This is a genomic window from Phytoactinopolyspora mesophila, assembly GCF_010122465.1.
Taxonomy (GTDB): domain Bacteria; phylum Actinomycetota; class Actinomycetes; order Jiangellales; family Jiangellaceae; genus Phytoactinopolyspora; species Phytoactinopolyspora mesophila.
The window spans coordinates 66,214-90,528 of the sequence record NZ_WLZY01000001.1 but is presented as its reverse complement, the minus strand read 5'-3'; the positions used below and the strand labels follow the sequence as shown (position 1 = coordinate 90,528).

The following is a 24,315-nucleotide window of genomic DNA, read 5'->3' as shown; positions in this document are numbered from 1 at the left end:
GCCTGTTTCTCCGATCAAGCACAGTGTTACGGTCACAGCTTTCGACATACACCACGCATAGTAGGCACGTGCACTGACAAGGTGGCTTCCGCGAGCTTCCCCACAGTAGATTCGGACCCGTGCCTTCCATGTCTTCCAAGAACTCCGAGAGCGACAACGTGGAGTCCACCGGGCCCATTACCGCGGCGACCGACAGGCTCGTCGCTACGGCCAGCACCTTCGACGTCGAGGCGCTGGCCGCTCCTAGCTTATGTCCGGGCTGGACCCGAGCACACGTGCTTGCCCATGTGGCCCGCAACGCCGACGCGCTCACGAACCTGCTCAAGTGGGCTCGTACCGGCGTGGAGACTCCCATGTACCCGAACCGCCAGACCCGGAACTCAGACATCGAGGCCACGGCCAAGCAACCTGCGGACGAGCTGATCGAGGACCTCCAGAAGGCTTCGGACCGGTTCGCCTCCGCGGTCACCGAGCTGCCGGCCGAGCACTGGCAGCGTGAAGTGGTGACCGGACCGGCCGCCTCTGGCCAGGCGATTCCCGCGCGCCGCACGCTTTGGCTACGGCTGCGAGAGCTCGAAGTGCACCACCTCGACCTCGACGCCGGCTATACCGTGGACAACTGGCCCGACATGTTCGTCCGCCGCGCGCTGGCCGAGACCATCCGCGGTTTCAACCAGCGCGAGGACACTCCCCATTTCACCGCCGTGATCGACGGTGCCACCACCCGTATCGGCTCCAGTGGGCAAGTCGTCGTCAGCGGTTCGGCTCGCCCCATGCTCGCCTGGCTGATGGGGCGCACGTCCGGCCAGGACCTCCAGACCCAGAACGGCCCCGTCCCCGATCTTCCCGCGTGGCTCTGATGTCTTACACCGGTCATGCTCGTCCTGGTGGGCCCCCAGCGGTCCGCGAACTGACCCATCTGATCGTCAACAAACTGTCGGTCGGCGGGAGCTGGGACAACAACGCCTATGTCCTTCGCTGCCGCGACACCGGGCAGGAGCTACTGATCGACGCGGCAGCAGAACCGGACCGCATCCTGACCACCTGCGGTGACGGCCCGCTGACGCGGATCGTCACCACTCATCGGCACCGCGATCACTGGCGCGCCCTCGCCGATGTCGCCCGCACCACCGGAGCGATCACCGTCGCCCACGTCGACGACGCTCCGGCTATCGATGTGCCGACCGCTGACGAAGTCCGCGACGGCGACCGCATCCGGTTCGGGCAATGCGAACTCGAGGTCGTTCACCTGGTCGGCCATACCCCCGGCAGCATCGCCCTGCTCTATGACGACCCCAACGGGCAGCCCCACCTCTGGACCGGCGACTCCCTGTTCCCGGGTGGCGTCGGCAAGACCACGTCCCCCGAAGACTTCGACTCGCTGATCGGCGACGTCGAGCGCAAGCTCTTCGACCGGCTCCCGGACGAGACCTGGGTCTACCCCGGCCACGGCGACGACACCACACTCGGCCACGAGCGCCCCCACCTACCAGAGTGGCGTAGCCGGGGCTGGTAGCCGGGGCTTACCCGGAGAACGACTCCCTCACGTCGAGGACGCGTCCGTCAGCGATCTCCACGACTCGGTGCGCGAGCCGCCGCGCCACCGCAGCCTCATGGGTGACGACGAGGAGCGCCAGACCGTCGTCGCGCAAGGAGGCGAGCAACCCCAGGACGTGTTCGCGGGTCACCACGTCCAGGCCTGAGGTGATCTCGTCGCACACCAGCACCTTCGGCCGGGCCAGCAGGGCGCGGACCAGCGCCGCCCGCTGCAACTCGCCGCCGGACAGCTCGTCCACGTGACGGCTCAGCAGTTCACGGCCCAGGCCGACCCGATCCGCCAGCTCCTGTGCCTCCGCATAAGCGGCACGGTGCTCGAGGCCGCGTAATCGCACGGCCGTGCGCGCCGCCTGATCCCCGACGGTACGGAACGGCGCGAACGACGCGCGTGCGTCTTGGAACACGTACTGGCACGCCGCCAGGTCGTTCGCCGATCGCCTCGCGGCGTGCGCGGCGACAACCCGCCCCATAATCTGGACGGTCCCCTCCGACGGAGGACGGAGCCCGGCAATACACCGGGCCAGCGTGGTCTTTCCCGCGCCGGACTCCCCCACGACGGCGACACACTCCCCGTCGCCGACGGTGACATCGATGCCGCGCAGCACCTCGGTCACCCGGCGGCCCGAACCCAACTGCACCGCTAGACCCGCCGTGCGCACGACGATGGTCCGTGCGCGAGCAGGGAGCTCAGCGGACATACCGGCGCCCAAGCCTGACGCCTCGATCAGCTGGCGGGTGTACTCGTGCCGCGGTGCGGTCCATACCCGGGCACCGCGCTCCACCACCGCGCCGCGGCGCAACACAATCGACTCCGAGCTGAGCCTACGGACAACCTCGAGATCGTGGCTGAGCAACACGAGAGCGACCCCTTCGGAGAGCAGACGCTCGAATTCGGCCACGATCGCGGCCCGATTAGCGGGGTCCTGTCCCGTCGTCGGTTCGTCGGCGACGACGAGCGCCGGATCCCCGACCAGTGCCTGGGCCAGCACGATCCGCTGCTGCTGCCCGCCGGAGAGCTCATGCGGGTAGCGGCACAACAGCACGTCGGCACGGCCCACCCGGGCCCGCTCGACTGCCCTGCGCACCAGCCGGTCGATCCTTTCACGCCGCGCCCGGCCCCGACACCCACGGGGCACGTGCGTGGCAGCCGCCTCGCGGAGCACGGCGCCGACGCGCCTGGCCGGGGCCAGCACCGATGCGGGGTGTTGTGGGATATACCCGACCCTCGACGACGCGTTCGCTGAACGCTCGTCTCCAGGGTTCTCGCCGCCTGGGTCCTCGATGACGATCTCGCCATGAACCGTCACCCCGTCGGCATGCTCCCCGGCGATCGCCAAACCGGTTGTGGTCTTTCCACTGCCCGACTCACCGACCAGGGCCAGCGCCTGCCCTGGCCGTACCTCGAAGGACAACGGCCGCACGATCGGCTCGCCGCCGACCTCCGCACTGAAGTTCCGCACGATCAGCACCGGGCGATCGTGCGGCCCCTGTCGCCCGGATCCGCCGCTGGGTGCGGCGACCGTCGTCGCTGGTCGATCCATATTCATCGGCTCGTCCTGTCGATTCGGAGGCGCCGTGACGGGCCGGCCGGGCGAGCAGCGCCACCTGGGGGCTGCTGCGGTACCTTCAGGCGATGCGTCGCTCGGTCCGCCGATCGCAGTCCCACCTCGTCCACCAGGAGATTCAGCCCGACGGCCAGCGAGACGATCAGCGCCGCTGGGACCACGGTGCCGGCCGGTTGCAACATGAGCCCACCTTTGTTCTGGTTCACCATCACACCCCAGTTGGCCGCGTCGGGATCCACTCCGACGCCGAGAAAGCTCGCCGACGCCACCAGATAGAGGGCGCCGATGAATCGCACCCCGGAGTCGGCCAGAATGACCCGCAGGATCGACCGGCCGACGTATTCGACGACCTTCCGGGTCCATGTTTCGTTCTGCAGCACCATCGCCTCGAACGCCGCACTCGAGGCCGGGCTCAGCGCCGCGGCACGCACCACCCGCGTGGCGTCCGGTGCGAGGATCACCACCACGATCGCCACCAGGGTGAACATGCCCGGAGAGCTCAGCGTCGCCAGCAGGATGAGCAGCAACAGTGATGGGATGGCCAGCAACAGGTCCAGCGGTCGCATGATGACCTCGTCGACGAAACGCCGGCCGGACATCGCGGCCACCAGCCCAAGGGGAAGCGCAATCACATAAGCGCAGACGGTGGCCACCAGCGTGATCATCACGATCGGCGCTCCACCGTGCAGGACCTCCGCAAGCACATCCCGGCCGGCGAAGTCGGTACCGAGCGGGCCGTCGTCGACTGAGAATGAGAGGCCACGGTGCACCGATCGGTCGGAGACGATGGGCCCGACGACGGCGAGCACTCCCGGCACGGCCACCAGCACCACCGCGACCCACCGCCGGATCCGGCGCCGGCCGCTCAGAGCCATCTGGTCGCTGGTCATCGCGCCACCGCCTGCGGGTTCAGCCGATACGTGACCACGTCGGCGGCGATGTTCACCGCGATGGTCGTGGCCGCGAAGAGCACCGCGAGGCCCTGCATCACAGGGACATCGCGGTTGCCGACCGACTCGACGAGCGTCGTCCCGAGCCCCGGGATGACGAAAATGGCCTCCACCACAATGACCCCGCCCAGTAGCCAGTCGGCGGTCCGCGCAAGCTGCTGCACGGCCGCCCCGCCGCTCGACGGCAACGCATGCATCCAGAGCACCCGCCAGGAGGAGATGCCGAGACGGCGCGCATGTGCGACGTACGGGCTCTGCAACGCATCGATCAGCCCGGCTCGCACCAACCTCGACACCGAGCACAAGGGCCGGATGAGCAGCACCGTGATCGGCAGGATCAATACCGGTGGGTGCTGTGCCAGTTCACCGACGTACCCCAGGGCATTCGCCGGCAAGATGTTCAAGTGCACCGAGAACACAGCGATCAGAAGCACACCGGCAGCGAATTCGGGCACCGAGTAAAAACTCAGTGTGATCCCGCTGATCACCCGGTCGGCCGCTCCCCCAGGCCGGCGGGCCGACACCACTCCGAGCAAGAACGCCGTGGGGATCAGCAGCACCATCGTCACCCCGGCCAGCAACACCGTCGGCGGCAGGCCCGAGCGTATCGTGTCCGTGACCGCCCGCTCGGAAATCAGCGACGCGCCCAGGTCGCCGCGGGCCAGCCCGCCCAGCCAGCCCAGGTAACGTTCGACGACCGGCCGGTCCAGCTCCATCGCGGCCCGCAACCGCTCGATCCGCTCGGCGTCCGGGGTATCCCCGGCCACGACCACGGCAGCGTCGCCCGGAAGCGCTTCGGTCAGAACGAACACCAAGGTGGCGACGCCCAGCACCTGGACGACGCCGAAAGCAATCCGCTGCAGCGCATAGGCGCGTAGGCTCACGCCACCCAGACCTTGTCGAAGCGGGCCCAGTCCAGCGAGTTCGCCGGCGACGGCTGCACTCCGTGGACCTTGCTTCCGGTGGCGACGATCCAGTCGGCGAAACCCCAGACGGCGAGGCCGCCCTCTTCGTGCAACGTCTCTTGAAGCTCGTGGTAGATCTCGGCGCGGATGCCGGCATCGGCCGTGGAGATCGCTTCCTGGTAGCGGGCATCGAATTCCGGGCGCTGCCATCGCGTGGCGTTCGTGCTCGAGGTGCTCAGCAACCGTTGCGAGATGTGTGACTCGATGGGCATGCCACCCGAGCGGAACGTCGCCAAGTGTCCCTCGGTCAGGATGTCCGACCAGTAGGTACCGCCGTCGCGGTTGTTGACCGTCACATTGAGGCCGGCAGCCCGCATCTGGTCGGCGAACACGCTGGCGGAGGCCACCATGCCGGTGCCGACGTCGGCGGTGTCGATGGTGATCTCCGCCCCGGACGCACCGGCCTTCTCGATGAGTCGCGTGGCCTCGTCGAGATCCAACTCACGCTGCGGGATGTGGTCGGCGTAGTACTCGTAGCCCTGGCCGAAGAGGTCGTTGCCGATGGTTCCGGCGCCGCCGATGGCCGCGTCCACCAGTTCCTGGCGGTTCGTCAGGAGGAACAGCGCGCGGCGCACATCGGGGTCGTCGAACGGGGCGCGGTCGACCTTCATCACGAACCCGTTCATGCCGCTGTTCGGGAGGTTGATGAAGATGACGCCGTCGCGATCCTGGTGGCTTTGCCCGGATGCCGGGGAGATGTCGTGGGCGTACTCGACCTGCCCGCCCAGCAGCGCGTTGATCCGCGCGGTTTCCTCGTTCGTGATCAGGTATTCGAGTTCGTCGATGTACGGTCGTCCCTCCCAGTAGTCGTCGAACGAGACCAGCCCCAGCGAACTGCCGGGGGTCCACTCCTCGAACCGGAACGGCCCGGAGCCAATCGGGTCAGCGAACTCCTCGGCACCGCTCGGCACGATGAACGCACCGAAGGCCGCCATCGAGTTGGGAAATTCGGCGTACGGCCGGGACAGGACGAGCCGCACGGTTCGTTCGTCGACGGCCGCGCTCTTGGCGATGTCGAGCATCTCCAGGTTGGCCCGGGCCCGGAAGCCCTCATCCGGGTCGACGATGCGAGCGTAGCTGTACAGGACGTCGTCTGCCGTCACCGGAGAACCGTCGTGGAACGTCGCCTGCCGCAGCTTCACCGTCCACTCGGTCAGCTCGTCATTGTGGCTCCATTCCTCTGCCAGGCGCGGCACTGCCGCCATGTCGTCGCCGTAGTCCGCGAGCTTCTCGAAGATCATCTTCGACCGCGACCCTTCCAGGAAGAGGTTGGCGCGGTGCGGATCCAGCGTCTCCTGTGCCCCGCCGCCCGCGAAGGCAGCCCTGATACGGCCTCCCCGGCTGGGGCTGGCCGCCGCACCCGCGGTCTCGCCGGCGCTCGTCGTTCCACTGCTGTTCGACGAGCCACAAGCGGCCAGGGCGGCAGACATCGCCACGGCCGCACCACCCAGAAGCGCCTGACGGCGGGTCAGCGCGCGATTGGTGGCGCGCAGCCCGGTTTGGTACACATCGTCGCGATGGTCAGGAGTGACGTTCATCGGTTCCTTCCTTGATGGGTTGTGTAGACGGCCGGCGCGGCGACCGGGCGGGGCCGGGGCGACGTCACGCGGCACGCCGCCAGGAGCGCACACGCGCCGCCCGCCAGCGTGCAGAGCAGCCACGCACCGGTGCCGGATCCGTCGTCGTCGCTCAACGCGCCGACGGCGACGCTCGACCCGGCCGCTGCCAGGCCGGAGACCAGATAGAACAGTCCGTAGTAGGTTCCGGTCAGACCGGTGCGCGCATGCTCCGCGATCCGCTCGAGCACGAATGGCTGCGCCATCGCCATGCCGAGTGAAAGGCAGGCGGCACAGATCAGCACCGGCACCACAGCGGCTGGGCCCGATGACGACGGCAACGCCGGCACCGTGGCGAAGCCCGTGGCGATCGTCGCCAGCCCGAGCCAGATCGCTCGATGGGCCCCGACCCTTCGGGCCAGCAGACGGGTCAGCGGGATCTGGACGGTCAGCGACACCACGGTCGCCACCGCGAAGACGATGGCGATCCCGGCCGAACCGCCCAACGCGGCGTTGGCGCGCAGCGGCAGCAGTAAGTACAGCTGGTTGTGCAACGCGAAGAGCGAGCTGCCCGCCAGGGCGAACAACACGAACCTCACGTCGGTCACCGCCGTGCGCCAGTCGGCCAGCACGGTGTCGCCCGTGGGCGCGACCGGTTGTGGCGGCAGGTTCCGGGCCTGGGCGACGGTCAAGAGGAGGAATACCGCCGACGCCACGACGGCCACCAGCCGGAAGTCAACCGCGAGGAAGGCCATCCCGACCAGCGGCCCGACCAGCATGCCTGCATTCGCCGCGACGGTGAAGTGTGCGAACGCCTCCGCCCTACGGTCAGCGGCGGATTCGGCGATGTAGGCCCGCACCGCGGGGTTGAAAAGAGCGCCGGCCAGCCCGCTCACCATAGCGCCGGCGATCAGCAGGGCCGACACGCCGCCGACGGCCAGCAACCCGAAGCCAACTGCCCGCAGCGCGCAGCCCGCGATGATGACCGGCCTGGCACCGAGCCGGTCCGTGGCGGTGCCTCCGAGCAGGAACATCCCTTGCTGGGACAACGTCCGCAATCCCAGCACGAGACCCGCGAACACCACGCCGTGCCCAAAGTCATCCGCTATGACGTATGCGAGGTAAGGCACGAGCATGTAGAAGCCGAGATTGACCCCGAACTGATTGATCACGAGCAGCCGGACCGCGCTGGGGAAAGTGGCGAAGGTAGCGAACGATCCCGGCTGTGAAGCGCCGGAACGTCTGCTGAAGCCGATAACTATTCTCATTGCGTGCCTATTGTCACGCAGACCCGAACTGTGCTGAAGACAGCTGATGCAACGGTAAGGCTATAGATTCACACTATGGCTAACCGCGCAACGGCGATGGCTTCCATCGACGATCTCCGCCTAGTCGTCGCACTCGAGAAGACCGGCTCGCTGACGGCGGCCGCGGCGCAGCTCCACGTAGCCCAGCCGTCGGCCAGCCACCGGCTCAAGGTGCTCGAGCGGCGGCTCGGGGTCTCGCTCTTCACCAGGCACGCCACCGGCACCATGCCCACCCAGGCCGGCGTCGAGTACCTGGCCCACGCCAAGGAAGCTCTGGCCACGGTCCAGGCCGCGGCAGATGCGGCGCGAGCGGCGGCCAATCTCGACCGGCTCCGATTCGGAACCTTCACCAGCCTGTCGGTGCCGGTCTTCACCGCGCTCGACGGCTTGCTTCCGGCCAGCACGGTCGTGGAGCAGCATGTACGCAGCGGCATCCTGCTCGTCGCTGACATCGTCGCGGGCCGTGTCGACGGTGCTGTCGTGGCGCTGCCGGCGGGACGCATCAGCCAGCCAGGGGTACACCGGCAACGTCTGGGGATCGATCCCCTAGTACTGGTCGCGCCGGCGGAGGTGCCGCTGCCCTCCCGCGTCGGCCCCACGCACCTGAGCCGGACAGACGTGGTCCTGGCAAGCTTCAGTTCCCAGCCCGACGACGTCGCCCAGCTGCTTGCACAGCGGGGCGCCCGGGTGCACATGGCCGGCACCGCCCCGATCGCGCTGGCGATGGCACGAGGGCGTGGAGTTTACGCGGCGATACCGCGATCCTGCTGGCTGGCCGACCGGCACGACGGCGAAGACGCGCTGCGGCTGGGCCAGGCATTCGACGCCACGCTGAGCATGGTGACCGGACGGCCGGCACATGCGAACTTGACCGGCCTCGCCACCAAGTTGGCCGACGCGCTGGACCTTCAGGCGCGACACCGCCCATCAGCGGATCGTTAACTCCCGAACTCCGTTCCACGCTCCGGCGATCACAGCATGGCACGTTGAATACACGTTGAGCGGCGCGAGAGACCGGTTCCCAACGTGTATCCAACGTGCCATGGCGGTCTCACGCCGATCCTGCCAAACGCGTGAAACGCAGCGTGACGATCTGGAACGGCCGCAGCTCCACCGTCGGCGCGCCGTCGTCCACCTCGAATCCGGCCGGCGGATCCACCGGGCGTTCCAATAGATCCGTGCAGTACACGTCCGTGACCTCGAACGACGGCGTGACCCGAGCCGTCGCCCGGCCACCCAGTGACTCGTAGAGCCGGACCACCACGTCGCCCGACCGGTCTTCGGCGAGCTTCACCGCCTCGACCACCACGGCTGGGTCGTCTACCGTGAGCAGCGGCGCCACCGGATCGCTCCCGCTCACCTCACGCATGGGCAGGTTGAGCCGGTACCCTTCCCGCACTGCGTCCGCGATCGACGCACCGACCACCAGCGAGCAACGCATGGTGTGTTCGCCCTGATCGGCGTCGGGGTCCGGAAACAAGGGAGCACGCAAGAGCGACAGCCGCACCGTGGTGGTCGTGCCTCCGTCGTCACGGCTGGACCGGGTCACGTCGTGACCGTAGGTGGAGTCGTTGGCGATCGCGGTGCCGTAACCCGCCTCGCCGACATGTATCCACCGGTGCGCGCAGATCTCGAACTTCGCGGCATCCCACGACGTGTTCATGTGCGTCGGACGGAACACGTGCCCGAACTGGATCTCCGCTGCCGACCGATCCGCATGGATATCCAGCGGGAACGCCAGCTTGAGCAGCTTCTGGCGTTCACGCCAGTCGATCGTCGTCTCGATGTCGATCGACGACGACGCGGCGGCCAGCGAGATGACCTGAGTAAGCGCCGACGCTCCGAACTTCCGCGTCACTCGGACCGCGACCCGCTCATCCGAGTCCGCACAGATCTCCACGGCTGAGGCGTCTGCCAGGTCACGCACCGTATGCCGATAGTGCTCATCGACGTCCCACGCGTCCCATTGGTTGGGTGTGTCCCGGTGCAGCTGCGGCAGGTTGGCCACCGCGCCCGGGGGCAGCAGCTCCCTCCCGGCCGTCAGGTCACGGACCGATGTGATCAGCCCGCGCCCGTCCACCTCGACCCGGACCTGATCGTTGACCAGCACAAATTCCGACTGGCTCGGTTCGAAACGGGCGCTGGTGGCCGGCTCGGCCGGGCCGGCGCCCAAGGCCGGGACGCCCGAGAGCGCGAAAGGACTGGCATTGAACGTGACCGTCCGCTCCCCCGCACCGGCGAGCACCCGGGTGGACGCGTCGACGATCTCTTCCAGGTCCGTCGCGACACGCGCATAATTTCGCTCCGCCTCGCGGTGCACCCACGCGATCGACGAGCCGGGCAGAATGTCATGGAACTGCTGGAGAAGGACGGTCTGCCAGGTCCGCTCCAGATCGTCGTACGGATATTCGGTGCCCTTCCGCACGGCCGCGGTGGCGGCCCAGAGCTCCGCCTCCCGCAGCAGGTGCTCGGCACGGCGGTTGCCCCGCTTGGTGCGGGCCTGCGAGGTATACGTGCCCCGGTGAAACTCCAGGTACAGCTCCCCCGACCAGACCGGCGGCCGCGGGTACTCAGCCTCGGCAGCTTCGAAGAAGTCGGTGGGCGACCCGAGCCGGACAGCCGGCGATCCCTCCAGCGAAGCCGTGCGGCGGGCCGCGGCCAGCATCTCCCGGGTGGGCCCACCGCCGCCGTCGCCATAGCCGAAAGGCACCAGCGACATGGTCGCCGCGCCCTTCTCCGCGAACTGCCGCTGGGCCCGGGCCAGGTCTGCGGCGCCCAAGTCGGAATTGTAGGTGTCGACCGGCGGGAAATGGGTGAACACCCGGGTGCCGTCGATGCCCTCCCACAGAAACGTGTGATGCGGCATCACGTTCGTCTCGTTCCAGGAGATCTTCTGCGTCAGGAACCAGCGCGAACCCGCGGCCCGCACGATCTGCGGCAGCGCCGCGGAATACCCGAACGAGTCCGGCAGCCACACCTCCAGCGGCTCGACCCCGAGTTCTTCCATGAAGAACCGTTTGCCGGCCACGAACTGCCGGGCCATCGCTTCCCCACCGGGCAAGTTGGTGTCGGATTCGACCCACATGCCACCCACCGGCACGAATTGACCGGCTGCCACCTTGGCCCGGATCCGTTCGAACAGTTTCGGGTAACGGTCCCGGATCCAGGCGTACTGCTGCGCCGACGACGCCGCGAAGACGAAGTCCGGATTCTCCTCCATCAACGCGATGACGTTGGAGAAGGTCCGGGCGCATTTGCGTACCGTCTCCCGCACCGGCCACAGCCAAGCCGAGTCGATGTGCGCATGCCCCACCGCCATGACCTGGTGTGCGCTGGGGTACGAGGGCTGGTCGAGCACGGCACGCAGGATGTCCCGGCCGTCCCCGGCGGTGCCAGCGATGTCATCGGGATCCATGACGTCGAGCATGCGTTCCAGCGCGCGCAGGATCTGCGCTCGGCGCGGCAGGTCCCGGGGCAGCTCCCGCATCAGTCCAGCGAGCGCCTGGACGTCCTGCTCGAGCTCCCAGACGGTCCGATCCAGCAACGCCACGTCGACCTGCTGGAGCCGGTACAACGGCTCGGCACCGGCAGTTGCCTTATCGCCCATCGGCGTGGGCCGGAACGAAAAGCCCTGAGCGACGTCCGGGTTCGCGGCCGCCTCCACGTAGATGTCGATGCGCCCACCGGGGCCGGCCTCCACCGGCACATGCTGCGTCCTCGGCTCGATCGCCTTGATGATCGCCCCGTCCGGCGTGTATGCCGTGGCCTCGGCCTGAAACCCCGGGTTCGCCTCGCTGAATCCGAGGTCGATGACCACCTCGAACGAACACTGCTCGGCGCCATCGCTGGCGGCCCATTCGACCGGTATCTGGCCGGTGACATGGAACCACACCGTCTCCCATGGTTTGCCCCACGGCTCTCCCACAGCTGCCGGGCCGTACGCCTGGCCGACGGCATCGTCGAACGGGACAGGCTCGTCCGGCACGGCCCACGCCTCGACTGTCAGCGGCGCGGTCCGCCGATAACGCGCTGTCTGGATCCGCTCCCGGACGAACCGCTGTAGCCGCGCCTCGACCAGCGCCGAATCATCGTGCATCGATGTCTCCTCGTCACTTGCACTCGAACGTTGCATTTCAGGGAGAAGGGCCGGCGCACTGCGACTCGCTCAGCCCTTCACCGCTCCTCCCATGGCGAACGACCCGCCCAGCACGCGCGAGACAAGGACGTACAACATGAGCACCGGTACGGCATACAACAGCGAGAACGCCGCCAGCTGCCCGTATGCCACGGAGCCGTACTGCCCGAAGAAGGTGAAGATACTGACAGCGGCCGGCTGCTTGTCCGGGCTGAGCAGGAGGACGAACGGGACGAAGAAGTTTCCCCAGGCCTGGATGAAGACGAAGATGAAGACGACGGCGATGCCGGGCCGCATCAACGGCACCACCACTGCCCACAGTGCACGCATCGACGAAGCGCCGTCTACCCAAGCGGCCTCTTCGAGGCTGACCGGCACGGAGTCCATGAAGTTCTTCGTCATCCAGACCGCCATCGGCAGCGACGTGGCGGCCAGGAAAAAGATGGTCCCGGTCATGGAGTCCAGCAGGTTCAGCCGGACGAACAAGCCGTAGACCGGCACCATCATGGCGGTGATAGGCAGCCCGGTGCCGAACAGGATGCCGTACATGAACGGCTTGTTGAACCGCATCCGGTATCGCGACAACGGATAGGCCGCGAGGATCGCCACCACCACCGTGATCAGTGCACATCCGCCGGAGAGCACCACGCTGTTCCAGAGCGGCCGGAAGGTCCGGTCAGCGCTGAGGACGGCTTCGAAGTTCTCCGTCGAGAGCTGACCGGGCACCCGCACGGCGAGTGTCGCGGCCGGATCGACCGATGCGAGCACCAGCCAGCCCAGAGGCAGCAGGAAACACAGCCCGATCAGGATCAGGATGGTGTTGGACGCCATCCGGGCCGGTGCCCGGCGGGCGGAGGTGAGCTGCCAGCGACGGCGTGCGCCCGGAGATTTGAGCTCTGTGACGGTGACCGGCATGATCAGTCCACCTCCGGCTTGAGCATGCGGATGTAGATCACCGAGAACACCGCGCCGATCAGCAGCATGATGGTGGCGATCGCGGTTCCGTAGCCGACCCGGCCGAAGCTGAACGCTTCCTGGTAGGCCAGGATCGGCAGCGTCGAGCTGTCGGTACCCGGTCCGCCGGCGGTCATGACGTAGATCAACGTGAAGACGGACAGCGTCTGCAGCGTGGTGAGCATGAAATTGGTAGAGATGCTGCGCCGGATCATCGGCAGGGTGATGTAGACCAGTCGTTTCGGCCCGCTCGCTCCGTCCATCGTCGCCGCTTCGGTCACATCCGGCGGTACGGCGGTCAGGGCGGCCGAATAGACCATCATCGAGAATGCGGTGCCCCGCCACACGTTGGCGAGAATGACCGCGAGCATCGGCAGGTCGTACAGCCAGTTGGTGCCGTCCAGGCCGACCAGGCCGAACACGTTGTTCAGTGTGCCGTCGGCGTGGAAGAACGCGTAGGCGGCGAACGCAGCGACGATCTCCGGCAGCACCCACGCGGTGACAACGAGAGTCCCGACCACACTGCGCACCACCCGGTTGGCGCTGCGCATCAACATGGCCAGCGCGAGGCCGAGAATATTCTGGCCGACGATCGCCGAGGCCACGACGAAGACGATCGTCAGCCAGACAGATTTCGGGAAGTTCGGATCGGAGAACAACCCGGTGTAGTTGTCCAGTCCCACCCACGTGCTCTCCCGGGCAGCCGCGCCGGTCAGCGCCGCGTCGGTGAATGAGCCGTAGAAGGACCACACCACCGGGCCGGCCATGAACAACCCGAGCAGCACAACGGCCGGTGCCAGTGGGAGGATCCGGGTGAATGTGCGGCCGAATGGATGGCCGGGGCGCGCGCCCGGCCCTCGTCCGCGAGAACGCCTGGAGCGCTGGTCCGGCCCGGCGGCAGGCGCGGCACCTCTTGTCACAGCCATTCGTCAGCGGGCGCCGGTGATGCGGTCCGCGCCGACGATGCGTTCCACGGCCTCGTCGTACACCGCCGCGGCCTCGTCAGGAGCCTGCTGACCGGTCATCACCGACTCCATTGCTACCTGGATTTCATTCGAGATCTGCGGGTAGTCGGAGGTGGCTGGCCGGAAATGAGTGACGTCGACGATCCCGGAGAAGAACTCGAAGGACGGATTCGCCTCGACGTATTCGGGGTCCTCAGCGACGTCTTCGCGCACCGCGATCTGACTGGCGGCCTTGTTATAGCTCAGCGAGTTGGGCTGGTCCAAGGACAACTTCACGAACTCCCACGCCAGTTCGGGCTCCTTGGTCTGGGCGCCGATCGCGAGCGTCCAACCACCGGACATGCTGACCGCGCCGGGCTCCTGGCCATGCTGGGTGGGCATCGGAGCCTGCGCCATCACGTCGTTCCATTCGGGCCAGGCACGCTCCCCGGTCTCCAGCCATACGCCGGACAGCCAGGATCCGTCGAGTGCGATGGCCAGCTCACCTTCCGGCAGCCATTGGGCGCCGACGGTGCTGCCCATGTTGGAGTCCAGTGCCTGCTGAGGTGTCGGAGCCAGTCCTTCGTCGAAGATGGTCTGAACGAATTCGAGTGAATCGGTGAAGCCCTGCGATCCGACGATCCAGGTCTGCGTCTCCTCGTCGTACAGGCGGTCCTCGGTGCCATAGAGCAGCATCTGGAAACCTTGCATCGCCGACGCCTCGCCCATCGGCTTTCCGGAGTACACGTTGAGCGGGACAACATCAGGGAGCTCGCGCTGGATGGTCCGGGCCGTGTCGAGCAGGTCCTCCCACGTCGCAGGCTCCCAGGGCAACGGGATGCCGGCCTGCTCGAACAGCTCGGTGTTGTACCAGAGCGCTCGGGTGTCGGTGCCCATCGGTATGCCGTAGATGGAGCCGTCATCGCCGGCACCCGCCACCTTCGCATTGTCGAAGAACTGGTCCCACTCGTCCCACTCGTCCAGGTACTCGTCGAGTGGCAGCAGATAGCCGGCGTCGACGTCAGATTTGATCATGAACGTGTCTTCGTACATGACGTCCGGCGCGGTCGACTCCGAGCCATGCATCAGAGCGAGCTTGGTGAAGTAGTCGTTCTGGGCCGCCTCGATGGGTACCAGCTCGACCGTGACATCCTCATGGACGGCCTCGAACTCGTCCTTGACCCGGATGAAGTGATTGTCGGCATGAACGAAGTTGCCGAACTTCTGGTAAGCGATGGTCAGTGTCCGGTCGCCGCCGGCCTGCCCCGCGTCGTCGGACCCGCAACCTGCAACAACCATCAGCCCAGCAGTGAGCATGAGTGTGACACCGGTTCTGAGACGCATCATCTCTCCCTGTTCGGTACCCGCCTCGCTGGCGAGGCGGCCCCGTGCCGGCAATATGACGAGTAAATCAATCAAATTGGCTAATTAGCGTCAAGGCTCATAACCGCCTCGTTACCGTTTCGAAACATTGCCTACCCTGACGCAGCCCGGCACCGCCATCTATCGGGAGCGTTCCCACAGCTACGGCGGCTTCGGCCGCTCTCGAACGACCGGTCGAAGACTGCTGCTCAGGAGCCGATCAACAACGACGACGGGCGGGGCGAAAGGCTGTTGTCCAGCACCAGGCAGGCGGCGCCGATGGCTCCGACGTCCTCCCCCACGCTGGTACCGACGACGTCGACCGCATGGACGTTGCGCATCGTCGCTTCCGCCTCCAGCAGCGGCGGGATCACCTGCAGGTAGCGCTGCTCGAGCCGGCTCCAGAATGGCCCGCCGAAAACCACCCGGTCCAGGTCGAGCAGGTTGACCACGTCCGTCGCCGCCTTGGCGACTCGAACGGCCGAGCGGTCGAGGATGGCTACGGCCCGGGCGTCGCCCGCCGCCGCTCGCTCACAGAGGACGGTGAACCACCGATCCACCTCGCTCGCGTCCTCCTCGTTCGGCACATGATCGAGCACCCCGGCCTCAACGGCCTCGACCACCAGCCGGTATGGCATCGCCGCGCCTCCAACACAGCCGCGGCGACCGCACAGGCACACCGGGCCGGTTGGGTCGACGAGGAAATGCCCGATCTCTCCGGCGTTATCGGAGACGCCCCGCAGCACGCTGTCGCGTACCACCATCCCCGTTCCGATCCCAGTGCCCAGGTAGAAAAAGACGAAGCTGCCGCTGCCGGAACCGCCTGCCCACATCTCGGCCACCGCCGCCGCGGTCACGTCCTTGTCGAGCAGCACCGGCAATCCGGTCGCTTCGTTCAGCGCCGCCCGCAGCGGCACGTCCCGCCAGCCGAACAACAGCGGCGGGTCGACCACCACACCGCGGACCACGTCGATGGGCCCCGGCGAAGCGATCCCGAGGCCGAGCAGCCGGTCGGCGGGCACGTCGGCCTCGTCCACCAGTTGGTGCAACGTCTCGGCCATCCCAGCGATCACCTGATCCGGATCGGTGACCTTCGGGGTAGGGCGCTGGGCGTGTGCGACGACGTTCCCGACCAGATCCAGGATCACGAACGTGAGAACCGCCGGATCAAGATGCACTCCGAGCGCGAACCGCCCGGCAGGCTGCAGCCGCAGGATGGTCCGCGGCTTCCCCGGCCCCGAACTCTGCTTACCGGCCTCGGTGATCAGACCAGTACCGAGCAGCTTCCGGCAGATGTTGGTGACCGTCTGCGACGACAGCCCGGTCGCCTCGACCAGCTCGACCCGGCTGAGACCTTCGGCGGAACGCCTGATGGTGTCGAGAATGACCGCCTGATTGAAATCGCCGACGCGTGGCAGGTTGCTCCCGCGGCGCATCGACGCCCCCCAGCTCAGCGTCATGCGCACCGCTCTCGGTGAAGGCGCATTGGTCCACGATAACGCCACCCCCGGACACGAGCCGTTGCGTCCTGCAGAGTGTGCCCTACCGCGCTCACTCTGCAGGACGCAAGAAGCGGGAGCGCTAGTCGACGGCGTCGAGCTCCAGCTCCCCACGCCGGTCGCGGCGGGTCTTCAGCAGGCTGGCTACGGTCGTCACCGCCAGCGTCGCCATGATGAAGACCAACGACGCGACGATCGGGATCTCCGGAACGTGCAGCGGCTGTCCATCATTGACAAACGGCAGGTTGTTCTCGTGCAGCGCGTGCAGTACTAGTTTGACGCCGATGAAGGCCAGGATCACCGCGAGACCGGCCGCCAGGTACACCAAGCGCTCGAGCAGTCCCCCGAGCAAGAAATAGAGCTGGCGCAGCCCCATGAGAGCGAACACGTTCGCGGTGAACACGATGAACATCTCCTGGGTGATGCCGAAGATCGCCGGGATGGAGTCGACCGCGAACAGCAGGTCGGCCGAAGCGATCGCGACGAACACGACGAGCATGGGGGTGAACATCTTTCGCCCGTCGACTCGCGTGCGGAATTTGATGCTGTCGTACTCGTCGGTCACCGGGAGCCGTGCGCTGATCTTGCGGAGCAGGGCGTTGTCGTACGAGTCGTCGTGGACCTCGGTCGCGGCTTGCTGCTGCGCGAGCTTCACCGCCGTATAGATCAAGAACGCCCCGAAGAGATAGAACACCCACGCGAACTGGTTGATGGCCATCGCGCCCAGAACGATGAACGCACCTCGCATGACGATGGCGAGCAGGATGCCGAACATCAGGACCGACTGCTGGTACTGCCGCGGCACCCGGAACTGAGTCATGATGATCACGAAGATGAAGAGATTGTCGACGCTGAGACTCTTCTCGGTCAGCCAGCCGGCGAAGAACTCACCCGATGCCTGTCCTCCGCTGACGAACAGCAGGAGAAAACCGAACAGGATCGGCAGGGCGATGTAGAAAGTGACCCATGCGCTGGACTCACGCATCGAGGGCGCGTGCGGGCGGCGAGTGACGATCAGCAGGTCCGCGATCAGCAGCAGGGTGATGACGACGAGCGTGCCGATCTCGAACCACACAGGAAGGTCAAGCAACGGGCGAGATTCCTCTCCGGTCGTTTAGACACGCGAACGTTTGCCGCGTGCGACCGGAGGTCTCTTCCGCCCAGCTCTAACTGGGCCGACGTCGCCGGGTTCCGTTTCCAGATCCGAGATGACGACTACGCCGCGAAGGAATACTCCCCTCCAACTGGTCCTAGTATCGCATGCTTTGGGCTACGCCGCGCATCCGGCGCACCCAAGCCCGCGTCGGCTCAGCCGACACCAGCCTCACGCATGCCGCGCAGTTCTTTCTTCAGCTCCGAGATCTCGTCTCTCAACCTGGCCGCCAGTTCGAACTGCAGCTCTGCTGCGGCGTTGTGCATCTGCTGGGAGAGCTGCTGGATGAGATCAGCCAGGTCGGCAGCGGGCATGCCGGCCAGCTCGGCCGCGTGCCGGCCGGCCTCGGACGTGCTCTGCATCCCGGGAACCGGGGCTTTGCCCCGGCTGGCGGTGCGCCCCGAGCCGCCGATGAGCTCGTCCGTGTCGGCATCCTCGCGTGCGAGCAACTCGGTGATGTCACCGATGCGCTTACGAAGCGGTGTGGGGTCGATGCCGTGCTCGATGTTGTAAGCGACCTGCTTCTGACGCCGCCGGTTGGTCTCGTCGATCGCGTTCTGCATGGACGGGGTGATGGTGTCGGCGTACATGTGCACCTGCCCCGACACGTTCCGCGCGGCCCGCCCGATGGTCTGGATCAGTGATGTTCCCGAGCGCAGGAAACCTTCCTTGTCCGCGTCCAGGATGCTGACCAGGGACACCTCCGGAAGGTCGAGGCCCTCACGGAGCAGGTTGATACCGACCAGCACATCGAACTCGCCCATCCGCAGCTCGCGCAGCAGTTCGACGCGGCGCAAGGTGTCGACCTCACTGTGCAGGTAACGGACGCGGACGCCGTTCTCCATGAGGTAGTCGGTGAGGTCTTCGGCCATCTTCTTCGTCAGAGTGGTGACCAGCACCCGCTCGTTCTGAGCGGCGCGGCGATTGATCTCGTGCATGAGGTCGTCGATCTGGCCCTTGGTGGACTTCACCACTACCTCGGGGTCGACCAATCCGGTGGGCCGGATGATCTGCTCGACGGCGCCGTCGCTCTTACCGAGCTCGTACGGTCCGGGGGTGGCAGAGAGGTAGACCTTCTGCCCGACTCGTTCGAGGAACTCCTCCCAGCGCAGCGGTCGGTTGTCCATCGCGCTGGGCAGCCGGAAGCCGTGCTCGACCAGCGTACGCTTGCGGCTCATGTCGCCCTCGTACATGCCGCCGATCTGCGGCACCGTGACGTGGGACTCGTCGATCACGAGCAGGAAGTCTTCGGGGAAGTAGTCCAGCAGGCAGTTGGGCGGTGAGCCCTGCGCGCGGCCGTCGAAGTGACGTGAATAGTTCTCGATTCCCGAGGTGAAACCGACCTCGCGGATCATCTCGAGGTCGTAGCTGGTGCGCATCCGCAACCGCTGAGCTTCCAGCAGCTTGTTCTGCTTCTCGAGCTCCCCGAGGCGCTCGGCCAGCTCCGCCTCGATGGCCTGCAGGGCTCGCTCCTGCGTCTCCGGTGCGGCCACATAGTGCGAAGCCGGGAAGACATACATGAGGTCTTCCTCGCTGATGACCTCTCCTGTCAGCGGATGCAACGTGGTGATGCGCTCGATCTCGTCGCCGAAGAACTCGACGCGGACAGCGAGCTCACCGTACTGAGGAATGATCTCCAGGGTGTCGCCGCGAACCCGGAACGTACCCCTGGTGAAATTCTGATCATTCCGGGTGTACTGGATCTCTACCAGCCGCCGCAGCAGCGCCTCGCGATCGCGTTCCTCACCCACCCGTAGCCAGACCATGCGGTCCGAGTACTCCTGCGGATTACCGAGACCGTAGATGCAGGACACCGTGGCCACGACGACCACGTCTCGACGCGTCATCAACGAACCGGTGGTCGAATGGCGCAGCCGCTCGACCTCATCATTGATGGATGAGTCCTTCTCGATGTATGTGTCAGTCTGCGGGACGTAAGCCTCGGGCTGGTAGTAGTCGTAATACGACACGAAGTACTCGACGGCGTTGTTGGGCAGCAGCTCTCGAAACTCCGTGGCCAGCTGCGCCGCGAGTGTCTTGTTAGGCGCCATCACCAGGGTGGGTCGCTGTAAGCGCTCGATCAGCCACGCCGTGGTTGCGCTCTTTCCGGTTCCCGTGGCGCCGAGCAGGACGACGTCGTTCTCACCGGCTCGTACCCGCCGCTCCAGCTCATCGATGGCCGCGGGCTGATCACCCGAAGGATCCCACTCGCTGACAACTTCGAACCGGCCCTCGCGGCGGACGATCTCGGTGGTAGGACGCATAAGGACTACGGTATGCCGTGGCACCGACAACGTCACCGCCACCGCCGAGCGGCTTGCGTGGAGCGGGCCTTTCAGGGGGCCAGAGGCCCGCTCCACGTTCGCTACCCAGGGCTAACCGAGCAACGAAATCCGGACCGCGTCGGCGATGACGTAGCCAGAACCCGATGTCCACCGGCTGACACCGACCACCTCGCGATAGCCGGCGGCCAGGGAGAAGTTCCCGATCGAGCGCCAGGCGCCACCGCCGGTCCGCTGGTTCACGTGCACCGACTGGTTGCCGCTCGTGGTCGCCACGACGTACGGCGTCCGGTCGTTGTAACCGGAGTCGGACGGATGCCAGACCTCGACGCGGTAGGTGCCAGCTTCGGGCAGGTTGGCGCGGAACCAAGCGGCGTCCGACACCGGCTCAGGCGTGTTGAACGAGTACGCGTCGCCGTACTTGTTGGCCGCCCACGACGACTGCTGCCAGCTGTTGCTCGCCACGAAATGATCCGACGAGGTCGATTCCACGACGACGTCCCACACGGGATCGCCGCCCTCGTCTTCGGTGACGTAGCCCATGTACCTGCCCCAGTCCCATATCTGGCCGGGGCACGGCGTGGACGACGCCTGGTTGTGGCCGATGATGCGAGACCGTTCTTTGGGGATACCGTGCATGTCGCAGATGTGGCGGGTGAGCGCCGCCGAGGAGCGATACATGGCCTCGGTGTACCACTGCGGCTGGTCGAACCAGCCTTCGTGCTCGATGCCGACCGAGTGGCGGTTGTACGTCGAGTTGCCGGCGTGCCAGCCGATGTCACGATGCCGCACCATCTGAGTGACCTGCCCGTCCGACGAACGTACACAATAGTGTGCGGACACGTTCGACGACGGGTTCTGGAACCACGAGATGCTGCCGGCATACGTTCCCTGCATCACGTGGATCACCACGTAGTTGATGGCGTAACTGCTCGGCCGATTCGACGACGTGTAGTTGCTCGAGTGGGCAGCCGCCCACTGCGCCGGTGGGTAGTCGACATGGTTGGACATGGCCCGGAAACCAAGCGGCACGGCGTCACGGTCCGGGTCCACCGGATCGGGTTCGAGTACCACTCCGGACTTCTCGAAGCCGGTCCACAGCGCATCGTAGACCCCGTCAGCGTACAGACGCTGGACGAATGGGTCGCTGGCGCCGGAGTAACGGGCCACGACGGGATACCAGGCACCGATGTCTCGGCGGGTGCCTTCGGAGAACCCTTGGTCGTCGGCGTAGGCGCGCAACACGGCGGCGGCGCCGTCGATGTTGGCGTCGTTCTGGTTCTTGAGAGCACCTTTGGAGTGGTCGGTGAGGCGAGCGGCTTCGGCGAGAGTGCGGTGCTCCGGATTGTTGACCAGATGCATCATGCCGAAACCATTGGCCTGGCTGGGGCCGTCGTGCCGGGTCAGCCGGGTTTCGGCATACCCGATCGCCACGAGTAGGTCACGAGGAATTCCGTGCTTGGCGGCGACGGCCTCGAACGTCTCCGCCAGCTTGCTGGCCGTGCGCGCCTGGGCTGGGAGCGTGAACCCGGCACCGCCGAGGGCAGCACCGACCAGCGCACCACCGCCGAGCGCCAGAGCGCGGCGTCGTGTGAAAGAGCGCGATGTGGATGAGGGGACAGGGGGCATAGTCACTCCTCCGTTCCGGAAGATCTCCTAGACGCCCTGGAATATATTCGCAAATCTACGCAGCGTCGACCCCCAGAAGAAAAATTCTTTCTGTCTGGCTAGGTCCACGGGGACAACGCCCTGCTCAGCGACGTGACCGGCAGTCACAGGTTTTCATTCCGTGCGGACAAGGCAGCCCACAACTCGATGTATAGCATTCTCCAGGTCGCGACGCCGCGCCGGAGCGGAGTAACCCAGCGTCACCCCGAACCGGTTCGACGGCCCGGCAAAACACCTCCGCAAGCCATCGAGTTGAACACCGGCATCGGCCGCCCGGACCACCAGGTCGAGTTCCGCGTCAGCATTCTCTACGAGCAGCACCACATGCGCTCCGGCCCGATCGCCGATGACTCGCGCGCCGGCCACCTCCAGCGTGGACACCACCAACGCGCGCCGGGCCGCGAGCTCCCGCCGTACCCTGCGCAGGTGCCGCCCGAGATCACCGAGTTCCGCCATCGCCGTCAGCACGCGCTGGCCAGCGGGACTGGGCCCGGTCCCGGTCTCCTCGCGGTAGGCGGCGACGGCTGCGCTCACCTCGCGGCGCGCCACCATCCATCCGGCGCCGAGGGTCGGCGAGATCACCTTGCTGGCGGTTCCGAGATGAATCACGACGTCCGGCCCGATCGCGGCGAGCAGCGGCAGTGGAGCGACGTCGTAGCGCAGTTCACCGTCGTAGTCGTCTTCGATGATCAGTGAGCCGGAACGTCGGGCCCACTCCACAAGCGCCGAACGACGCGTCGCCGGCAGCCGTCCACCCAGCGGGAACTGGTGGGCCGGCGTGCAATAGACGGCGGCCACCCGGGCCGGGATGGCGTTGACGACCACGCCTTTCGAGTCAACCGGGACCGGTAGCACCTCGACACCGGCCGCCCGAAACGCCCCTACGGCGCGGGGATAGCCCGGCTCTTCGACGGCGACCTTGCTGCCTCGCCCCAGCACAGCATGGGACAGTTCCGTCACCGCCGCGGTAGTCCCGGCAGTGGCCAGAACAGCGCTGCTCTCGACCGCCAGTCCTCGGTGCCGCAGCAGGTGCTCTTCCACGGCGGCGCGGTAGCCCTGGAAGCCTTCTCGGAGCGGACGCCGGTCCGGCTCGAGATCAGCGGCGCTCCGCCACGCCCTGCGCCATACGTCCGGGCGCATGCCCGCGGCCCAAGGTGATCCTGGCCGAAGGTCCAGTTCAGAACTCACCTCCCAGCCTGGCTCACGCATTGCGCCAGGTGCCGTCCGCGGGCCACCGGGCCACGGAGCACGAAGATCACCGGGCGTGTGACGTGCTCTGATACCGTCTCGCGTGGCTGCCACATCGGGCGGGACAGCGGCGACGTACGTCCCCGAACCGCGCCGGCCGGTGATCCAGCCCTCCGCGTGCAGCTGTTCGAAGGCCGACTCGGTCACCGTCCGGCTGACACCAAGCGAAGACGCCAGGGCGCGGGTGGACGGCAACCGGTCGCCGACCCGGATGAAGCCCCGCGCGCAGATCGACCGAATCCCGTCCGCCACCTGGCTGGCGAGAGGGAGCGATGCTCCGCGGTCGAGGGTGATCGGCAGCTCTTTCATCCAAGTGGCCTTCTGGTATTGGCTGGAATTGGCCATTCAAGCCTGCCACATGTCGGGGAATCATGGAGGCATGGATAACGCTCCACCGCTCTCCCCCACGGCCCGCAGCACGATACGGCGAGGCGCCAAACGTGCCCGAACTGATCGGGCGACCCTGTATGCGCTGCTCGACTCGTGCCTCATATGTCATTTCGCGACGATCCGCGACGGCGTTCCCCTCGTCGTTCCCACCGGTTATGGACGCGAAGGCGATAAGTTGTACCTGCATGGCTCCACCGGAGCCGCGAGCCTGATGGACGCGGCCGGCACCGCCCCGATCAGCATCAACGTCACCCGCGTCGACGGTGTGGTCTACGCGAGGTCGGTGTTCCATCACTCGATGAACTACGCCAGCGCGGTGATCATCGGCGAAGCGGTCCCGATCACCGCAAGCACGGACAAACTGGCTGCCCTACGGGTGATCACCGAGCACATCGCGCCCGGTTCGTGGAATGCCACCCGGCAGCCGACGCGCAAAGAACTCGCCAAGACCGGCGTGCTGGCGATCTCCTTGCACGAAGCTTCGGTGAAAATGCGTTCCGGACCCCCCGGTGACGACGAGGAAGATCTCAGCGCTCATCGCGAGTGGGCCGGTGTGTTGCCACTTCACCAGCAGTGGGGCGCACCGCAGCCCTGCCCGCTGCTTCCGGCGGACACACCGGTTCCCGACCGCGTCTCCAAACGACCGCTGCCCGGTGAGCCAGCACCCTCGCCTTCCGGGACCGGCCACCGGCTCACCTGACAACCCAGCCCCTGACCCCGGTGATCGTGAGTAGGTTCTGGTTGTCGCCAGGGGCAAATCCGCCCGATTTGTCCCGTCGT

18 protein-coding genes are annotated in these 24,315 nt (G+C 66.6%); 4 read left to right on the top strand and 14 right to left on the bottom strand.

Annotated elements, in window-relative coordinates; all coding sequences use genetic code 11:
* Positions 1 to 128 precede the first annotated feature (128 nt).
* Both F7O44_RS00360 and F7O44_RS00355 read left to right on the top strand, forming a co-directional pair.
* A complete protein-coding gene (locus F7O44_RS00360; protein WP_246220652.1) occupies positions 129 to 860 on the top strand; it encodes a maleylpyruvate isomerase family mycothiol-dependent enzyme in 732 nt (243 codons plus the stop codon).
* Positions 860 to 1,516 (top strand): MBL fold metallo-hydrolase, encoded by a 657-nt coding sequence (locus tag F7O44_RS00355; protein ID WP_162449231.1) that lies wholly within the window; start codon positions 860 to 862, stop codon positions 1,514 to 1,516. The genes F7O44_RS00360 and F7O44_RS00355 overlap by 1 nt, the downstream gene beginning before the upstream one ends.
* 7 nt (positions 1,517 to 1,523) lie before the next feature.
* Here the strand turns inward: F7O44_RS00355 and F7O44_RS00350 are convergent, their stop codons facing one another.
* From F7O44_RS00350 to F7O44_RS00330, 5 genes are read right to left on the bottom strand one after another with little or no spacing between them, the layout of a single operon-like run.
* Positions 1,524 to 3,104: an ABC transporter ATP-binding protein gene (locus tag F7O44_RS00350; RefSeq protein WP_222850915.1), complete on the bottom strand. Its 1,581-nt coding sequence runs from the start codon at positions 3,102 to 3,104 to the stop codon at positions 1,524 to 1,526.
* Positions 3,101 to 4,012: an ABC transporter permease gene (locus F7O44_RS00345; protein WP_222850914.1), complete on the bottom strand. Its 912-nt coding sequence runs from the start codon at positions 4,010 to 4,012 to the stop codon at positions 3,101 to 3,103. Before F7O44_RS00345 ends, F7O44_RS00350 begins: the two co-directional genes overlap by 4 nt.
* Entirely contained in the window at positions 4,009 to 4,956 is a 948-nt protein-coding gene (locus F7O44_RS00340; RefSeq protein WP_222850913.1) for an ABC transporter permease, read from the bottom strand. The genes F7O44_RS00345 and F7O44_RS00340 overlap by 4 nt, the downstream gene beginning before the upstream one ends.
* Positions 4,953 to 6,575 (bottom strand): ABC transporter substrate-binding protein, encoded by a 1,623-nt coding sequence (locus F7O44_RS29505; protein WP_162448224.1) that lies wholly within the window; start codon positions 6,573 to 6,575, stop codon positions 4,953 to 4,955. The genes F7O44_RS00340 and F7O44_RS29505 overlap by 4 nt, the downstream gene beginning before the upstream one ends.
* On the bottom strand, positions 6,572 to 7,861 hold the full coding sequence (locus F7O44_RS00330; protein WP_162448223.1) for an MFS transporter: 1,290 nt from the start codon (positions 7,859 to 7,861) through the stop codon (positions 6,572 to 6,574). Before F7O44_RS00330 ends, F7O44_RS29505 begins: the two co-directional genes overlap by 4 nt.
* Positions 7,862 to 7,936: 75 nt before the next feature.
* Between F7O44_RS00330 and F7O44_RS00325 the strand changes: the two genes are divergently transcribed.
* Positions 7,937 to 8,842 carry a LysR family transcriptional regulator gene (locus F7O44_RS00325; RefSeq protein ID WP_162448222.1) on the top strand — a complete coding sequence of 302 codons (906 nt, stop codon included), beginning with the start codon at positions 7,937 to 7,939 and terminating at the stop codon, positions 8,840 to 8,842.
* A gap of 109 nt (positions 8,843 to 8,951) precedes the next feature.
* Here F7O44_RS00325 and F7O44_RS00320 read toward each other — a convergent pair whose 3' ends face one another.
* From F7O44_RS00320 to pdxR, 9 genes are all read right to left on the bottom strand, one after another.
* Entirely contained in the window at positions 8,952 to 11,996 is a 3,045-nt protein-coding gene (locus tag F7O44_RS00320) for an alpha-mannosidase (RefSeq protein ID WP_162448221.1), read from the bottom strand.
* Positions 11,997 to 12,065: 69 nt separating this feature from the next.
* Positions 12,066 to 12,950, bottom strand: coding sequence for a carbohydrate ABC transporter permease (locus F7O44_RS00315; RefSeq protein WP_162448220.1), 885 nt, complete (start codon positions 12,948 to 12,950; stop codon positions 12,066 to 12,068).
* 2 nt (positions 12,951 to 12,952) lie between these two features.
* Entirely contained in the window at positions 12,953 to 13,915 is a 963-nt protein-coding gene (locus tag F7O44_RS29855; protein ID WP_162448219.1) for a carbohydrate ABC transporter permease, read from the bottom strand.
* Positions 13,916 to 13,918: 3 nt separating this feature from the next.
* On the bottom strand, positions 13,919 to 15,277 hold the full coding sequence (locus tag F7O44_RS00305) for an extracellular solute-binding protein (protein ID WP_222850911.1): 1,359 nt from the start codon (positions 15,275 to 15,277) through the stop codon (positions 13,919 to 13,921).
* Positions 15,278 to 15,504: 227 nt separating this feature from the next.
* Positions 15,505 to 16,755, bottom strand: a complete 1,251-nt coding sequence (locus tag F7O44_RS00300; RefSeq protein WP_162448217.1) for an ROK family transcriptional regulator — start codon at positions 16,753 to 16,755, stop codon at positions 15,505 to 15,507.
* Between the two features lie 121 nt (positions 16,756 to 16,876).
* Positions 16,877 to 17,884, bottom strand: a complete 1,008-nt coding sequence (locus tag F7O44_RS00295; protein WP_162448216.1) for a TerC family protein — start codon at positions 17,882 to 17,884, stop codon at positions 16,877 to 16,879.
* A 218-nt stretch (positions 17,885 to 18,102) separates the two neighbouring features.
* On the bottom strand, positions 18,103 to 20,211 hold the full coding sequence (gene uvrB, locus F7O44_RS00290; RefSeq protein ID WP_162448215.1) for an excinuclease ABC subunit UvrB: 2,109 nt from the start codon (positions 20,209 to 20,211) through the stop codon (positions 18,103 to 18,105).
* 111 nt (positions 20,212 to 20,322) lie between these two features.
* Positions 20,323 to 21,858: a golvesin C-terminal-like domain-containing protein gene (locus F7O44_RS00285; RefSeq protein WP_162448214.1), complete on the bottom strand. Its 1,536-nt coding sequence runs from the start codon at positions 21,856 to 21,858 to the stop codon at positions 20,323 to 20,325.
* A 153-nt stretch (positions 21,859 to 22,011) separates the two neighbouring features.
* Positions 22,012 to 23,454, bottom strand: a complete 1,443-nt coding sequence (gene pdxR / locus F7O44_RS00280) for a MocR-like pyridoxine biosynthesis transcription factor PdxR (RefSeq protein ID WP_162449228.1) — start codon at positions 23,452 to 23,454, stop codon at positions 22,012 to 22,014.
* A gap of 70 nt (positions 23,455 to 23,524) precedes the next feature.
* Here pdxR and F7O44_RS00275 point away from each other — a divergent pair, with 70 nt between their 5' ends.
* Positions 23,525 to 24,235: a pyridoxamine 5'-phosphate oxidase family protein gene (locus tag F7O44_RS00275; protein WP_162448213.1), complete on the top strand. Its 711-nt coding sequence runs from the start codon at positions 23,525 to 23,527 to the stop codon at positions 24,233 to 24,235.
* Positions 24,236 to 24,315: the final 80 nt, after the last annotated feature.